Origin of the sequence: Pseudomonas sp. TWR1-1-3, assembly GCF_049896805.1 — a bacterium.
GTDB classification, from domain to species: domain Bacteria; phylum Pseudomonadota; class Gammaproteobacteria; order Pseudomonadales; family Pseudomonadaceae; genus Aquipseudomonas; species Aquipseudomonas bubulae.
In genome coordinates this window covers 1-15,229 of record NZ_JAFCUZ010000006.1, presented here as the reverse complement: position 1 = coordinate 15,229, position 15,229 = coordinate 1, and the positions used below count along the sequence as shown (strand labels likewise).

The window sequence follows — 15,229 nt, the reverse complement described above, 5'->3', positions numbered from 1 at the left end:
AGCGGGTTAACAGGTTGACGTGCAAATGCAAACAATTATCAAATGGCGGCTTGCTCTGCATGTGCTGTTTTCACAGCGTGAAAATTGTGAGCCCTCTTTATTCAAGGAAAGCCTCTGTATGCGCCTGAGTACCCGCCTGATTACGTTCTGTGCAGGCCTTATGATCAGTCATGTCAGCCTGGCTGGCGAGTTGCCACAACGTTGGGTCAGCGCCGGAGGAGCGCTTTCGGAGTGGGTCAGCGTATTGGGTGCGGAGTCTAAATTGGTTGGGGTCGATACCACCAGCCAGCATCCTGAATCACTCAAGTCGCTGCCCAGTATCGGCTATCAGCGCCAACTCTCGGCAGAAGGTGTCCTGAGCCTGAAGCCGGATGTGCTGATCGGCACTGAAGAAATGGGCCCGGCCGCGGTGTTGTTGCAGATTCGCGGTGCCGGTGTGCCGGTGGAGATGTTTTCGGCCCAGGCAGACCTTGCCAGCCTTGAGGGCACCTTGCAGCATTTGGGGCGCCTGTTGGGGGATGAGGCGCAGGCAGCGCAAGTGTTCAAGGACTACCAGCAGCAACTGGAAGAGCATCAACAGCAGGTCAAGGCCGCACAAGCCAGTCATCAGGCACCCGGGGTATTGCTACTGTTGGGCCATGCCGGTGGTAAACCGATGATTGCTGGCAAAGATACGGCGGCGGACTGGCTGCTGACGCAAGCGGGGGGACATAACCTGGCGACCCACAGCGGTTACAAGCCGTTTTCGGTGGAAGCGCTGGCGGGGCTCAACCCTGAAGTGCTGGTATTTGCCGACCGCAGCCTGACCGGTGAGGCGGCGCGCAAAGCGCTTATGAAAGAAAACCCGGTACTGGCATCTATACGCGCCGCTAAAAATGGCCGTGTCTATGAGCTGGACCCGACGCTGCTGGTGGGTGGCCTGGGGCCGCGTCTGCCGGAACGCCTGAAGCAACTGACGGCTGAGTTCTATCCCGCGGTTCCGGTCAGCCAATGAGGACGTTGGTTAAACCCCGGGCCCTGTTTACAGGTTTGAGCGCGTTGTGCCTGTTGTCGATCTGGCTGTCGCTGGCACTGGGGCCGGTGAGCCTGCCGTTGTTTGACACCTTGCGCGCGGCACTGCGCCTGATCGGGGTGCCGATTGCGGGTGAAGGCCTGGAGCAGGCCGAATTGATCCTGGGGCAGATCCGCTTGCCGCGAACCTTGTTGGGGCTGGCGGTGGGTGGCGTGCTGGCGCTCTCAGGTGTAGCCATGCAGGGGTTGTTTCGCAACCCGCTGGCCGATCCGGGGTTGGTCGGCGTATCCAGCGGCGCCGCCCTCGGGGCGGCGATCGCGATTGTCGGCGGGGCTGCTTTTGGCGGGTTGCCGGAAGTGATGGGCCCGTACCTGCTGTCGCTGTGTGCGTTTATCGGTGGTTTGGGGGTGACGGCGCTGGTGTATCGGTTGGGCCGGCGCAACGGTCAGACCAATGTGGCGGTGATGTTGCTTGCGGGCATTGCCCTGACAGCCTTGGCTGGTTCTGCTGTGGGTTTGTTTACCTATCTCGCCGATGACGCGACCTTGCGCACCCTGACATTCTGGAACCTGGGCAGTCTCAATGGCGCCAGCTATGCACGGCTGTGGCCACTGTTGATTGTGACGGTGGGGGTCGCACTGTGGCTGCCCCGGCGGGCGAACGCGCTCAATGCACTGCTGTTGGGGGAATCCGAAGCCAATCACCTGGGCATCGACGTTGAAGGCCTGAAGCGCGAACTGGTGTTCTGCACGGCCCTGGGGGTGGGGGCCGCTGTGGCAGCGGCAGGCATGATTGGCTTTATCGGGCTGGTGGTGCCGCATCTGGTACGACTGCTGGCGGGGCCTGATCACCGGGTGCTGTTGCCTGCTTCGGTACTGGCGGGGGCCACCTTGTTGCTGTTTGCCGACTTGATCGCTCGCCTGGCGCTGGCGCCAGCCGAACTGCCCATCGGGATTGTTACTGCGTTTCTCGGTGCACCTTTCTTCCTGTATTTGCTGATGCGAGGACGCCACTGATGCTGCGTACGGAAAACCTGCAGATCCGTCGCGATCAGAAAATCGTGCTGGCGGATGTCACCCTTGATGTACGCCCGGGGGAAGTACTGGGTGTGCTCGGCCCCAATGGCGCGGGTAAAAGTACTCTGCTGGCGGCCTTGTGCGGGGAGCTGGCGCCGAGTGGCGGGCAGGTCTGGCTGGATGAGCTGGCCTTGAGCCACTGGAAGGGCGCGCAGCGGGCACAACGCCTCGCTGTCCTGCCGCAAACCTCGACCCTGGATTTTGCCTTTCGCGTTGAAGAAGTGGTGGGCATGGGCCGACTGCCTCATCAGACGGGTCGCACTCGCGACGCCGAAATAATCCATGAGGCATTGCAGGCCGCCGATGTTGAGCATCTTGCGGGGCGCAGCTACCTGGCCTTATCGGGGGGCGAGCGTCAGCGTGTGCATCTGGCACGGGTACTGGCGCAATTATGGCCGGGGCAAAATGGGCAGACCCTGTTGCTTGATGAACCCACTTCAATGCTCGACCCCTTGCATCAGCACACCACGCTCAAGGCCATTCGGGCATTTGCTGATCGCGGCGCCGCGGTGTTGATCATCCTGCATGACCTTAACCTGGCGGCGCGTTACTGTGACCGCTTGCTCTTGCTGGAACAGGGGCGCCCACGGGCTCTGGATTGCCCGCAAGCGGTATTGCAGCCGGATGAACTCAAGGCCGTGTTTGGGCTCGATGTTTTAGTGCAGCCGCACCCGGAGCTGGGTTGCCCGATGGTAATTGCTCGCTGAGCAGCCGCCCAAGCACTTTTCCACAGGCAAAAAAAGACCCGGCAAGAGCCGGGTCAAATAACCGTGATTAGCCTGATGAGGAGATTTTCTGAGAGTCCGAACCAAGGGCCTTTCAGAAGATCGACTGGTCTCGCGACCAGATGGCGTAATCATAACAATTCTCATTACCAAGTCAACAACTGTTTTTTACCGTTCATCGTGTTCGTTGCCAGCCTGCCGTATCAGGCCTTTTTCAGTGTGGCCAGATGCTCGACTTGCTGATTGAGGGCCTCTTTGCGTTCTGCAGGAATATCGTTCCAGTGAACATCCAGCAGGGCACCTTCGATAGCATATAAAAGTACTTTGGAGGCTCTGAACCCTCGTGCCTTCACCGCCCGGTAGGCATCCACTGCGCCCAGGCGCTTCAAGTCCGCGGCACTGTGAATGCCAACAGCGTGCAGCCATTGTGAAGAGGTCTTGCCAAGATTTTTCAAATGCTGGAGTTCATCGTTCATCAGCTCTCCTTGCGACGGCGTGAGCTCAGCGTTTACGGGGTATGTTGACTCTATTGAGTGTAGCGCTCAGTAGGAAATTCGTAGTCCGTTAGTCGGTTTTGGAACAAGGCGGAGTTGGAATTGAGCGAATGTGCTGTAGTAAGGCGCAAATCAGTTCCCTGGACCCAAGAGGGTAGAGCGCCCATGACCATTCAATCCACCTTGGCGACTGTGAAACGCCAGCGCCGGATCTGATGTCGTATTTGTGTTAACGGGCGATGTTACGCAGGTAAACGCCGTGAAACCGTTGCGGTTCCACGGCGAACATGGACCTTACAGGCCCGGCAAGCGCTGGCGAATGTCGGCAATCAGAGTGTCGAGGCTTTTGCTGTTGTGGGTTTCAACACGCTTGCTGCGCAGGATCTCATCAGCGCCCAGCGCTTCGCGGCTGGCTTGCTGAGCTTTGACTACTTCCAGGGTGGCGTCAGACGGGTCGGTACCCACGGACTTGCGATGGGCCAGCCAGCCTTCGATCACGGCGTCCGGGGCGGTGCAGTCAAGGATCAGGCAAGGAACACCTGTCGCTTCGGCCACTTTGGCGGCCGCATCGCGCTGCTCACGCTTGAGGTAGGTGGCATCGATCACCACCGGGAAGCCTGCACGCAGGACGATGCCGGCCAGTTCATGCAGTTTATTGTAGGTAGCTACGCTGGCGTCGGCGTTGTAGATGCCATCGCCGACTGCGTTTTCTGCCGTCTGCTGACCGAACAGTTGCTTGCGGATGACGTCTGAGCGCAGGCGAATCGCCCCCAAAGCTTCAACCAGTCGCATGGCTACCGAGCTTTTACCTACAGCCGAAACACCGTGCGTAATGGTCAGAAAACGTGAAGGAATCGTGCTGTAGCTCTCTGCCAGGTTCGCGTAGTTGCGGTATTGACGCAGAGTGGCTGCGCGCTGCACAGGGCTGGCTTCGGCAGGCATGCTGAACAGGCTGACTTTGGCGCGAACCAGTGCGCGGTAGGCCTTGTAGAAGTTCAGCAGCTCCAGGCCATGATAATCACCAGTCAGTTCCAGGTACTGGCTGACGAAACGGCGGGCCAGGCATTTCAGACCGCGGTCTTCGAGGTCCATCGCCAGGAAGGCGGTATCGGCGTAGACGTCGGTGAAGCGGAACGGTTCGTTGAACTCGATGCAGTCGAAAATCACTACTTTGCCGTCAATCATCGTGGCATTGCCCAGGTGAATGTCACCGTGGCATTCGCGAATGAAGCCTTGGGCCTTGCGCTGTTCGAACAGCGGTTTGAGGCGGGTGAAGCTGGCCTCTGCCCAGGCCTGGAGTGCTTCCAGTTGCAACAGGTCGGCTTTGTCCGAAAGGAACGGGCGAATTTGTTCGAAGTTCTGACGAACCGGGTCCATTACCGCCTCAGGCGTGCCCTGGTAGTGCGCAGCAGGCACATGGGGCGCCTGCATGTGGAAGCGGGCGATCTGCTGGGCCATTTCGTCGACATGGCCGGCATTCAGTTCGCCATTGGCTTGCAGTGTGCTCAGCAGCTGGCTTTGCGGAAACTGGCGCATTTTCAACGCGTATTCAATGGCCGGGCCTTCACCACCGAATGCTGGTACGTCGGCGCTGCCGGTGATCGGCAGCACGTCCAGGTACAGGCCTTCGGTCAGGCGCTGGTTGAGACGCAACTCTTCATTGCAGAAGTGTTCGCGGCCACTGAGTTCGGTGAAGTCAAGAAAGCCGAAGTTGACCGGTTTCTTCAATTTATAGGCATACGGCCCGGTAAGGATGACCCAGGAGATATGCGTCTCGATAACCTGAAATCCTTCGACTTCATGGGGATAGAGGTCCGGGTTTTGCAGGGCGGCAATCAGGTTCTGGCTCACAGTTGATCCTTCAAGGTCGGGAATATTCGATGCGCCATTATGGCGGCTGGCAGCGGGAGTGCAAACCGCCGGGCTGCGCATGATGAACATGAATAAAGTGCGTATAATCTCGCGCCATGACTCGTACCCGATCTCCTCGTTCCCGTTCCAAACGTCCCTCTGGCGGCCTCAGGCCCTGGCTGGGCTGGGCAATCAAGCTCAGTCTGGTCGGCCTGGTGGTGCTGGCAGGTTTTGCCGTCTATCTGGATGCCATCGTTCAGGAGAAATTCTCCGGAAAGCGCTGGACCATCCCGGCCAAGGTGTATGCGCGCCCGCTGGAGCTGTTCGTCGGCCAGAAGCTGAGCAAGAACGACTTCCTCACCGAGCTCGATGCGCTGGGCTATCGCCGTGAAAGCGTGGCCAACGGCCCGGGCGCGGCATCCGTCAATGGCAACACGGTTGACCTCAATACCCGTGGCTTTCAGTTTTATGAAGGTGCCGAGCAGGCGCAGCCGGTGCGGGTAAGATTTTCTGGCGACTATGTTGCCGAGCTTTCCTCGACCAATGGTTCCAAACTGCCGGTGGTGCGCCTTGAGCCGCTGCTGATTGGCGGCATGTACCCGAAAAACCTTGAAGACCGGATCCTGATCAATATCGATCAGGTACCGCCGTTTCTGCTGGAAACCCTGGTCACCGTCGAGGACAGGGACTTCTATCACCATTTCGGGGTGTCGCCCAAGTCGATTGCACGCGCCATGTGGGTCAATACCTCGGCCGGGCAAATGCGCCAGGGCGGCAGTACCTTGACCCAGCAACTGGTCAAGAACTTCTACCTGACCAACGAACGCAGCCTGAGCCGCAAGCTGACCGAAGCAATGATGGCGCTGCTGCTTGAGTTGCACTATGACAAGCGCGAAATCCTTGAGGCGTACCTCAACGAGGTGTTTGTCGGCCAGGACGGTCAACGCGCGGTGCACGGTTTCGGTCTGGCCAGCCAGTTCTTCTTCAGCCAGCCGCTGGCCGAGCTCAAGTTGCACCAGGTAGCACTGCTGGTCGGTATGGTTAAAGGGCCCTCGGCCTATAACCCGCGGCGTTACCCCGAGCGTGCGCTTGTACGACGTAATCTGGTGCTCGACCTGCTCGAGCAGCAAGGTGTTGCAACGCCCGAGCAAGTGGCTGCAGCGAAAAAAATGCCTTTGGGCGTGACCAAGCGCGGCAGTCTGGCAGACAGCTCGTTCCCGGGGTTCCTGGATCTGGTCAAGCGTCAGCTGCGTGAAGACTACCGCGACGAAGACTTGACCGAAGAAGGGCTGCGAATCTTCACCAGCTTCGACCCGATCCTGCAGATGAAGTCCGAAGCTGCGGTGGGCGAGACCTTCAAGCGTCTGGCCGGGCGCAAGGGCGCGGATGAAGTGGAAGCCGCCATGGTGGTGACCAACCCTGAAACCGGCGAAGTCCAGGCACTGATCGGCAGTCGTGCGCCAGGCTACGCAGGTTTCAACCGTGCACTGGATGCGGTGCGACCGATTGGCTCGCTGATCAAGCCTGCGGTCTATCTCACAGCACTTGAGCGGCCGAGCAAGTACACGCTGACCAGTTGGCTGTCGGATGAGCCATTGTCGATCAAAGGCGCTGATGGTCAGATCTGGAAGCCTCAGAACTATGACCGCCGCTCTCACGGTACGATTTTCCTCTATCAGTCCATGATGAACTCCTACAACCTCGGTACGGTAAGGCTGGGGCAGGAAGTCGGCGTGCCTAATGTACTCAAGACCCTGGCGCGACTGGGTGTGGAGCGCGAGTTTCCGGCATTCCCGTCCATGTTGCTGGGGGCTGGTGCCTTGAGCCCGATGGAAGTGGCGATCATGTACCAGACCTTGGCCAACGGCGGCTTCAATACGCCGATGCGCGGCATTCGCAGCGTGCTGACAGCCGAAGGCGAGCCGCTCAAACGTTACCCGTTCCAGATCCAGCAACGCTTTGATCCGGGCTCGATCTTTCTGATCCAGAACGCCATGCAGCATGTGATGCGCGAAGGTACGGGGCGCTCGGTTTATAACGTGCTGCCCAAGAGTCTCGCGTTGGCGGGCAAGACCGGCACCAGTAACGATTCCCGTGACAGCTGGTTTGCCGGCTTTAGCCAGGACTTGCTGGCAGTGGTCTGGCTGGGGCGCGATGACAACGGCAAAACCCCGTTCACGGGGGCAACCGGTGCCTTGCAGGTGTGGACCAGCTTTATGAAGAAGGCTGACCCGCTGCCGCTCGACATGCCTCAGCCCGATAACATTGTGCAGGCCTGGATTGATCCGCATACCGGTCAAGGATCGGATGCCGGCTGCCCTGGCGCGGTACAGATGCCGTATATTCGCGGCAGTGAACCGCCAGCTGGTGCCAGTTGTGGTGGGCAAGAGCCCGCCACCGGTGAAGCCGTGATGGATTGGGTCAAGGGCTGGTTGAATTAAGCAAAGAGGGTATGACGTGAATAAGTTGTGGATTGCGGCTGTTTCAGCCCTGGCTTTGCTCAATGGTTGTGCCAGCGTGCCGCAGGGGTCCATCCCTGTGGTCGATTCTGGTGTTGCGGTGTCGAATAACGAGCGTGTTTCGGCCCAGCGTACGGCGGGGAATTATCCACAGGCCACTGCGCCGCGTGCCGCTCAGGCACGTACGATTACCGAGGACTCGGGGGTTGTGGTGATGATTCCGGGCGGCGCTGCCAGTGTGTCGACGCCGATCAGCACCCAGCCATTTACGCCGGGGCCGATCACCCCCGGCCCTGCCGCAGCTCCCATCAACACGGGTAGCTACACACCGGGCGCGGCCTACAGTGCCCCGACGGCCATTACCCCCAGCGGCATTCCGTCGAACAGCGGCGGCCTGGCTGCCGACGAGCAACTGGATGGCCCGGTGCTGGCGCTGCTTACCACCGCTCAGCAACAACAGGCGAGCGGCGACTTGAACGGCGCTTCATCGAGCCTTGAACGTGCCCAGCGCGTGGCCCCTCGTGAGCCTCAGGTGCTTTATCGTCTGGCTCAGGTGCGTATGGCCCAGGGCGATGCCGCCCAGGCTGAGCAGTTTGCCCGCCGCGGTTTGACGTTCGTTAGTGGTCGTCCGGATTTGCAGGCGAGCTTGTGGGGTTTGATTGCCCAGGCCCGTGAGAAGCAAGGTGATGCCGCTGGTGCTGCATTGGCCCGTCAAAAAGCCAAGGTGAGCCTCTGATGGTCATGGATGCACGCACATCTGAAGTTGCCGGGTTCCTGCTGCTGATCGAACACGAAATGCGCACCCAGGGCTTGTGGAGTGACAAGGTCCCGACCGAACACGACCTTTCCAGCCTGGAGCCGTTCAGTGTCGATCGCCTGGATTTTGAGCAATGGGTGCAGTGGATCTTCCTGCCGAAGATGAAAACCATCGTCGAACGGGGGCAGCCTCTGCCCAGTGTCTCGGGTATTTGGCATATGGCTGAGCATGTGTTTGCCCAGCGTCGTGGCAACTGGAAACCCTTGCTCAAGCATTTTCAAGACTTTGACCACCTGATCAGCCCTGCCTCCTGAGGTCATGGCTGCCAGTTTTTACTGGCAGCCATCCATTTTCTTGTTGGCTTCTGTCATTTTGCGCGTTTTTTTGTGCGTTCCTGTCGATTTATGCAAATAAATTGAATTGATGGCTTGACTTGGACAGGCCTAATGACAAGAATCGAACTCCCGCTGTAGAGGGGCTGCCAGAAGCAGGCTCTCTCAGCAGATCATGAGGCGCACACCCGCGCCGACCTGTTACACCCGCAACGCGTTACCTCGCGCTGGGTGGGAAACCCCCGCAATACTTGGGGAGTTCCCAATACTTGCTCAGTCAGTGCTGACGTAGTCGGCGACCACCGTCGCTCATGCTCTGCTGAAAAGTAAACCTATTAAGACCCGTTCGTATTTTTGTGGACGGTATTCTGGCGTTTTAGAGGTGAACAACGTGGAGCTTTTGTCTGGTGGTGAGATGCTCGTCCGCTTTTTGCGCGACGAAGGTGTCAAATATATCTACGGGTACCCAGGTGGTGCTCTCCTGCATGTCTACGACGCACTGTTCAAAGAGCCGGAAGTTACCCACATCCTGGTTCGTCATGAACAAGCTGCAACCCATATGGCTGACGGCTACGCCCGTGCCACCGGTAAAGCCGGTGTAGTACTGGTGACTTCCGGGCCGGGTGCTACCAACGCCATCACCGGTATTGCCACTGCCTACATGGACTCCATTCCGATGGTGATCATTTCGGGCCAGGTGCCTAGTACCATGGTCGGAACTGATGCCTTCCAGGAAACCGACATGATCGGTATCTCCCGGCCCATCGTGAAGCACAGCTTCATGATCAAGCATGCTTCGGAAATCCCGGAAGTCATGAAAAAGGCGTTCTACCTGGCGCAATCCGGCCGTCCTGGTCCGGTCGTGGTCGATATCCCGAAAGACATGACCAACCCGGCCGAAAAATTCGAATACGTTTTCCCGAAAAAAGCCAAGCTGCGCTCCTACAGCCCGGCCTTGCGTGGCCACTCCGGCCAGATCCGCAAGGCGGCAGAGATGCTGCTGGCGGCCAGGCGCCCTGTGCTTTACGCAGGCGGCGGGGTTATTTTGGGCGGTGGCTCGGAGCCACTGACCGAGCTGGCAAAAATGCTCAACGTGCCCGTGACCAATACGCTGATGGGCCTGGGTGCATACCCTGGCACCGACCGTCAGTTTATCGGCATGCTTGGCATGCATGGCAGCTTCACGGCCAACATGGCGATGCACAACGCAGACGTGATCCTTGCGGTAGGTGCACGCTTCGATGACCGGGTCATCAACGGCCCGTCCAAGTTCTGCCCGAATGCCAAGATCATCCATATCGATATCGACCCGGCGTCCATCTCCAAAACCATCAAGGCGGACGTGCCGATCGTAGGCCCTGTTGAGAGCGTGCTGACCGAAATGGTCGCCATCCTCAAGGACATCGGCGACAAGCCAAACCCGGAAGCGGTTGCCAGCTGGTGGAAGCAAATCGACGAGTGGCGCGGAGACGGTGACCTGTTCCCTTACAACAAGGGCGACGGCAGCCAGATCAAGCCTCAGGCTGTTATCGAGATGCTCTGCGAAGTGACCAAGGGCGATGCCTATGTAACGTCCGATGTGGGGCAGCACCAGATGTTCGCGGCCCAGTACTACCGCTTCAACAAGCCCAACCGCTGGATCAACTCCGGAGGCCTGGGCACCATGGGCTTCGGTTTCCCGGCTGCGATGGGGGTAAAACTGAGCTTCCCTGATGCTGACGTTGCCTGCGTGACAGGCGAGGGCAGTATTCAGATGAACATTCAGGAATTGTCCACCTGTCTGCAGTACGGCTTGCCCGTCAAAATCGTCAGCCTCAACAACGGAGTGCTGGGGATGGTGCGTCAGTGGCAGGACATGAACTACGGCAGTCGTCACTCCCATTCGTATATGGAATCGCTGCCTGATTTCGTCAAGCTGGCTGAAGCTTACGGGCATGTAGGTATCCGGATCACCGATCTGAAAGACCTCAAGCCGAAAATGGAAGAAGCCTTTGCCATGAAGGATCGCCTGGTGTTCCTGGATATTCAGGTTGATACCAGTGAGCACGTTTATCCGATGCAGATCAAAGATGGCTCCATGCGCGACATGTGGCTGAGCAAGACGGAGCGTACTTAATCATGCGGCACATTATTTCCTTGCTTCTTGAAAACGAACCGGGCGCATTGTCTCGCGTTGTCGGGCTTTTTTCGCAACGCAACTACAACATCGAAAGCCTGACCGTGGCACCAACAGAAGACCCGACCCTGTCGCGTCTGACCCTGACCACGGTGGGGCATGATGAAGTGATCGAGCAGATCACCAAAAACCTGAACAAGCTGATCGAAGTGGTCAAGCTGGTGGATCTGTCGGAAAGCGCTCACATCGAGCGCGAACTGATGTTGGTCAAGGTCAAGGCAACGGGTGCACAGCGCGCAGAAATCAAACGCACCACGGATATTTTCCGTGGGCAGATCGTTGATGTCAGCGCCAGTGTGTATACCGTGCAGTTGACAGGCACCAGTGAGAAGCTCGACAGTTTCATTCAGTCGATTGGAACCGCCTCGATCCTGGAAACAGTTCGCAGTGGCGTCACCGGGATTGCCCGTGGCGACAAAGTACTCAGCATCTAAAACTAACAAGTGCTAATTGGCCTGAATGGCCTGGATATAAGGGAAAATCATGAAAGTTTATTACGACAAAGACTGCGACCTTTCGATCATCCAGGGCAAAAAAGTAGCCATCATCGGTTACGGCTCCCAGGGTCACGCTCAAGCCTGCAACCTGAAAGATTCCGGCGTTGACGTTACCGTTGGCCTGCGCAAGGGTTCGGCCACTGTCGCCAAGGCTGAAGCTCATGGCCTGAAAGTAACTGACGTTGCCAGCGCTGTTGCCGCTGCGGACCTGGTCATGATTCTGACCCCGGACGAGTTCCAGTCCGCGCTGTACAAAAATGAAATCGAACCGAACATCAAGAAGGGCGCCACCCTGGCCTTCTCCCACGGTTTCGCGATTCACTACAACCAGGTTGTGCCGCGTGCCGACCTCGACGTGATCATGATCGCGCCAAAAGCGCCAGGTCACACCGTTCGTTCCGAGTTCGTACGTGGCGGTGGTATCCCTGACCTGATCGCTATCTACCAGGATGCGTCGGGCAACGCCAAGAACCTGGCCCTGTCTTATGCTTCGGGCGTAGGCGGCGGTCGTACCGGCATCATCGAAACCACGTTCAAGGACGAAACCGAAACCGACCTGTTCGGCGAGCAGGCAGTTCTGTGTGGCGGTACTGTTGAACTGGTTAAGGCTGGCTTTGAAACACTGGTTGAAGCCGGTTACGCGCCAGAAATGGCTTACTTCGAGTGCCTGCACGAATTGAAGTTGATCGTTGACCTCATGTACGAAGGCGGTATCGCCAACATGAACTACTCGATCTCCAACAACGCCGAATACGGCGAGTACGTGACTGGCCCTGAGGTCATCAACGCTGAATCCCGTCAGGCAATGCGTAACGCTCTGAAACGCATCCAGGACGGTGAATACGCGAAAATGTTCATCAGCGAGGGTGCTACCGGCTACCCTTCGATGACTGCCAAGCGTCGCAACAACGCTGCTCACGGTATCGAAGTCATTGGCGGGCAACTGCGCTCGATGATGCCTTGGATCGGCGCCAACAAAATCGTTGACCAGGCAAAGAACTAAGTTCCCAGCCTATAGAGAAAACGCGGCCTAGGCCGCGTTTTTTCGTTTAAGCGGCGGCTTCTGGTATAAAGCAGGATCGTTTGCGGGTGCGTGTTGGCCCCAAGCTTCTACCGAAACTTTCCATATCGTTGCAAGGTAATGTCCATGAGCGAACGTCCCGAAGAGCCAAAAGCGGCTTCAGACGCCGATAGCCTGCTGCCTATCGATGAGCATGTCGAAGAAGGGCATGACGCCGAAGGCCGAAAAGTCCGGCATCGTGGTATCTATCTGCTGCCGAACCTTTTCACCACTGCGAACCTGTTCGCCGGTTTTTACTCCATCATCAGTTCCATGAGTGCGCAAAGTGCCATGAGTGCGGGTGATACTGCTGGGGCCAGCAAATACTTTGCCTTTGCAGCCATCGCCATTTTTGTCGCCATGGTGCTCGACGGCCTTGATGGCCGTGTAGCCCGCATGACCAATACCGAAAGTGCCTTTGGTGCCGAGTACGATTCCTTGTCGGACATGGTTGCCTTTGGTGTTGCCCCTGCGTTGCTGGCTTTTGGCTGGGCACTGGGGGACATGGGCAAGGTCGGCTGGATGGTTGCCTTCATCTATGTTGCGGGCGCGGCGTTGCGTCTGGCGCGTTTCAATACCCAGGTAGGTACAGCGGACAAACGCTACTTTATCGGCCTGGCCAGCCCGGCGGCGGCTGGTGTGGTGGCGGGTATCGTATGGGCATTCAGTGATTACGGTATTCAGGGTTCGAAAATGTCGTTCCTGGTTGCCTTGCTCGTAGCGGCAGCCGGCATGCTGATGGTCAGCAATATCAAGTACAACAGCTTCAAGGAACTGGACTTGAAAGGGCGTGTTCCTTTTGTGGCGATTCTGGCTGTGGTGCTGGTCTTCGCGGTTGTGTTCAGCGATCCGCCGCGCATTCTGTTGCTGGCCTTCCTGGCATATGCGGCATCGGGGCCGATCCAGTACTTGCTGCGTTTGCGTCGTAACAAAAACGCCGAGTGATGTAATTTCTCCCATACTCCGTAGTCTATTGGTGCATCAGCCCTCCAATACTGCGGAGTTGTCATGCTCATCAAGCTGCCTAAAGCGTCCGACTGCAAAGAGTCGGACGTTACGCCTGAATCCTTCTATTTATCCCGTCGTGCATTGTTGGGCAGTTCGCTTGCCGGATTGGCTGTGGGCGCGCTTCCACGCTTGGCCAGTGCCGAAGATGCGGTGCGCTATGCAGATGTTGAACCGGGCAAGGCTCCAGCCTGGTTTGCCGACAAGCTAGCGCAGACCAAATGGCAGGCCGTCACGGTGAAGGGGGAGGCGATCACGCCTTTCAAGGATGCGACCCACTACAACAACTTCTATGAGTTCGGCACTGACAAGGGGGATCCGGCGCAAAATGCTGGTGCCTTGAAAACCGAGCCCTGGACTGTGGTAGTCGACGGGGAGGTGGGCAAACCGGGTCGTTACGCGCTGGAAGACTTCATGAAGCCTTATCAGTTGGAGGAGCGGATTTATCGTCTGCGTTGTGTAGAGGCCTGGTCGATGGTGATCCCGTGGATGGGATTTCCCATTTCGGCATTGCTCAAGCAGGTGGAGCCAACCTCCAAAGCCAGGTATATCCGTTTTGAAACATTGCAGGATCCTAAGGTCATGCCGGGGCAGCGTTCGGGTTTTGCATTGATTGACTGGCCGTATGTAGAAGGGTTACGGCTGGATGAGGCGATGAATCCGTTGGCGATTTTGGCGGTGGGCATGTATGGCCGCGAATTGCCCAATCAAAATGGCGCGCCGCTACGGTTGGTGGTGCCCTGGAAGTATGGTTTCAAAAGCGTGAAATCCATCGTGCGTATCAGTCTGGTCGAGGATCAGCCAAAAACCACCTGGCAAAGCATTGCTGCGGATGAGTACGGCTTCTATGCCAACGTGAATCCGCAAGTTGATCATCCGCGTTGGACACAGGCGCGAGAGCGACGCTTGCCGAGCGGTCTGTTCAGTCCCAATGTGCGCGATACGCAGATGTTCAACGGTTACGCCGATGAGGTTGCTTCTTTATATACAGGCCTGGATCTGCGGAAGAACTACTGATGAAGCATCTACTTTGGCGCCTTGGCGTCTTTATCGTGGTGGCCATCTGGCCTTTGTATTGGTTGTACGAGGCCTGGATCTTTGCCTTGGGGCCAGACCCGGGAAAGGTGTTGGTCGATCGTCTGGGGCTGGGAACGTTGATACTGCTGTTGGTGACGTTGAGCATGACGCCGATGCATAGACTGACGGGCTGGTCGGGCTGGGTCACGGTGCGTCGACAGCTCGGCTTGTGGTGTTTTGCCTATGTGGTGCTGCATCTGTGTGCCTACCTGACTTTCGTGCTGGGGTTTGACTGGTCGCAGTTGGGTGTTGAGCTAAGCAAGCGTCCCTACATTATTGTCGGCAGCTTGGGGTTCTTATGTTTACTGGCGTTGGCGGTGACGTCGAATCGCTACAGTCAGCGACGCTTGGGCGCGCGCTGGAAGAAGCTCCATCGTCTGGTGTATGTGGTAGTAGGCTTGGGGTTGCTGCATATGCTCTGGATAGTGCGGGCGGACCTCAAGGAATGGTCGATTTATGCCTGTATAGGTGTAGGTCTGCTGGCACTGCGCATACCGATGGTGAAGAGCCGGATTCCGCGTCTATATAAGAAGAAATCAGCTTCTGCGATTTAAGTTCAAATTAGTGCTTGACCCTAGATTCAAACGGCCTATAATTCGCCCCACTTCCGGCGCAGTCGAAACGGAAAACTCCTTGAGTTTCAATGAGTTGGATGGTTTTCGGCGGTGTCAGCTTCAAGTCATCGAAGCAGGAAATGAGGTGTTGACA

The 15,229-nt window shown here is 57.6% G+C and carries 13 protein-coding genes and 1 pseudogene; 12 read left to right on the top strand and 2 right to left on the bottom strand.

What is annotated here, in order from left to right:
• Positions 1-118: 118 nt before the first annotated feature.
• From ACP7BE_RS21120 to ACP7BE_RS21110, 3 genes and pseudogenes are all read left to right on the top strand, one after another.
• Positions 119-994, top strand: coding sequence for a heme/hemin ABC transporter substrate-binding protein (locus ACP7BE_RS21120; RefSeq protein WP_095002573.1), 876 nt, complete (start codon positions 119-121; stop codon positions 992-994).
• Positions 995-1,044: 50 nt separating this feature from the next.
• Entirely contained in the window at positions 1,045-2,028 is a 984-nt protein-coding gene (locus ACP7BE_RS21115; protein ID WP_169917069.1) for a FecCD family ABC transporter permease, read from the top strand.
• Positions 2,029-2,075: 47 nt separating this feature from the next.
• Positions 2,076-2,795: pseudogene (locus tag ACP7BE_RS21110) on the top strand (heme ABC transporter ATP-binding protein); the annotation flags it as partial.
• A 221-nt stretch (positions 2,796-3,016) separates the two neighbouring features.
• On the opposite strand, the gene ACP7BE_RS21105 reads toward ACP7BE_RS21110, so the two are convergent.
• A complete protein-coding gene (locus tag ACP7BE_RS21105) occupies positions 3,017-3,289 on the bottom strand; it encodes a TfoX/Sxy family protein (protein WP_095002576.1) in 273 nt (90 codons plus the stop codon).
• A 312-nt stretch (positions 3,290-3,601) separates the two neighbouring features.
• Positions 3,602-5,158 carry an AAA family ATPase gene (locus tag ACP7BE_RS21100; protein ID WP_426107131.1) on the bottom strand — a complete coding sequence of 519 codons (1,557 nt, stop codon included), beginning with the start codon at positions 5,156-5,158 and terminating at the stop codon, positions 3,602-3,604.
• A gap of 116 nt (positions 5,159-5,274) precedes the next feature.
• On the opposite strand from ACP7BE_RS21100, the gene mrcB reads away from it, so the two are divergent.
• The 9 genes from mrcB to msrQ all read left to right on the top strand — a co-directional run bounded on the left by mrcB (position 5,275) and on the right by msrQ (position 15,075).
• Positions 5,275-7,599, top strand: coding sequence for a penicillin-binding protein 1B (mrcB, locus tag ACP7BE_RS21095; protein ID WP_426107129.1), 2,325 nt, complete (start codon positions 5,275-5,277; stop codon positions 7,597-7,599).
• 16 nt (positions 7,600-7,615) lie between these two features.
• Entirely contained in the window at positions 7,616-8,353 is a 738-nt protein-coding gene (locus ACP7BE_RS21090) for a tetratricopeptide repeat protein (protein ID WP_426107127.1), read from the top strand.
• Between the two features lie 5 nt (positions 8,354-8,358).
• Positions 8,359-8,688 carry a YqcC family protein gene (locus tag ACP7BE_RS21085; RefSeq protein ID WP_095002592.1) on the top strand — a complete coding sequence of 110 codons (330 nt, stop codon included), beginning with the start codon at positions 8,359-8,361 and terminating at the stop codon, positions 8,686-8,688.
• A 409-nt stretch (positions 8,689-9,097) separates the two neighbouring features.
• Positions 9,098-10,822 (top strand): acetolactate synthase 3 large subunit, encoded by a 1,725-nt coding sequence (locus tag ACP7BE_RS21080; RefSeq protein ID WP_095018783.1) that lies wholly within the window; start codon positions 9,098-9,100, stop codon positions 10,820-10,822.
• Between the two features lie 2 nt (positions 10,823-10,824).
• Positions 10,825-11,316, top strand: coding sequence for an acetolactate synthase small subunit (ilvN, locus tag ACP7BE_RS21075; protein WP_016783407.1), 492 nt, complete (start codon positions 10,825-10,827; stop codon positions 11,314-11,316).
• 49 nt (positions 11,317-11,365) lie between these two features.
• Positions 11,366-12,382: a ketol-acid reductoisomerase gene (gene ilvC / locus ACP7BE_RS21070; protein ID WP_095002580.1), complete on the top strand. Its 1,017-nt coding sequence runs from the start codon at positions 11,366-11,368 to the stop codon at positions 12,380-12,382.
• A gap of 144 nt (positions 12,383-12,526) precedes the next feature.
• Positions 12,527-13,384, top strand: coding sequence for a CDP-diacylglycerol--serine O-phosphatidyltransferase (pssA, locus tag ACP7BE_RS21065; protein WP_095002581.1), 858 nt, complete (start codon positions 12,527-12,529; stop codon positions 13,382-13,384).
• A gap of 63 nt (positions 13,385-13,447) precedes the next feature.
• Positions 13,448-14,461, top strand: a complete 1,014-nt coding sequence (gene msrP / locus ACP7BE_RS21060; RefSeq protein ID WP_095002582.1) for a protein-methionine-sulfoxide reductase catalytic subunit MsrP — start codon at positions 13,448-13,450, stop codon at positions 14,459-14,461.
• Complete coding sequence (gene msrQ / locus ACP7BE_RS21055; RefSeq protein ID WP_426107123.1) at positions 14,461-15,075, top strand: protein-methionine-sulfoxide reductase heme-binding subunit MsrQ; 615 nt, start codon at positions 14,461-14,463, stop codon at positions 15,073-15,075. The genes msrP and msrQ overlap by 1 nt, the downstream gene beginning before the upstream one ends.
• Positions 15,076-15,229 lie beyond the last annotated feature (154 nt).

Excerpts from the sequence above, each read along its gene's own strand:
- ACP7BE_RS21085 (WP_095002592.1), top strand. The coding sequence starts at position 8,359 with ATGGATGCACGCACATCTGAAGTTGCCGGGTTCCTGCTGCTGATCGAA.
- msrP (WP_095002582.1), top strand. The coding sequence starts at position 13,448 with ATGCTCATCAAGCTGCCTAAAGCGTCCGACTGCAAAGAGTCGGACGTT.
- mrcB (WP_426107129.1), top strand. The coding sequence starts at position 5,275 with ATGACTCGTACCCGATCTCCTCGTTCCCGTTCCAAACGTCCCTCTGGC.
- ACP7BE_RS21120 (WP_095002573.1), top strand. The coding sequence starts at position 119 with ATGCGCCTGAGTACCCGCCTGATTACGTTCTGTGCAGGCCTTATGATC.
- ilvN (WP_016783407.1), top strand. The coding sequence starts at position 10,825 with ATGCGGCACATTATTTCCTTGCTTCTTGAAAACGAACCGGGCGCATTG.
- pssA (WP_095002581.1), top strand. The coding sequence starts at position 12,527 with ATGAGCGAACGTCCCGAAGAGCCAAAAGCGGCTTCAGACGCCGATAGC.
- msrQ (WP_426107123.1), top strand. The coding sequence starts at position 14,461 with ATGAAGCATCTACTTTGGCGCCTTGGCGTCTTTATCGTGGTGGCCATC.
- ilvC (WP_095002580.1), top strand. The coding sequence starts at position 11,366 with ATGAAAGTTTATTACGACAAAGACTGCGACCTTTCGATCATCCAGGGC.
- ACP7BE_RS21105 (WP_095002576.1), bottom strand. The coding sequence starts at position 3,289 with ATGAACGATGAACTCCAGCATTTGAAAAATCTTGGCAAGACCTCTTCA.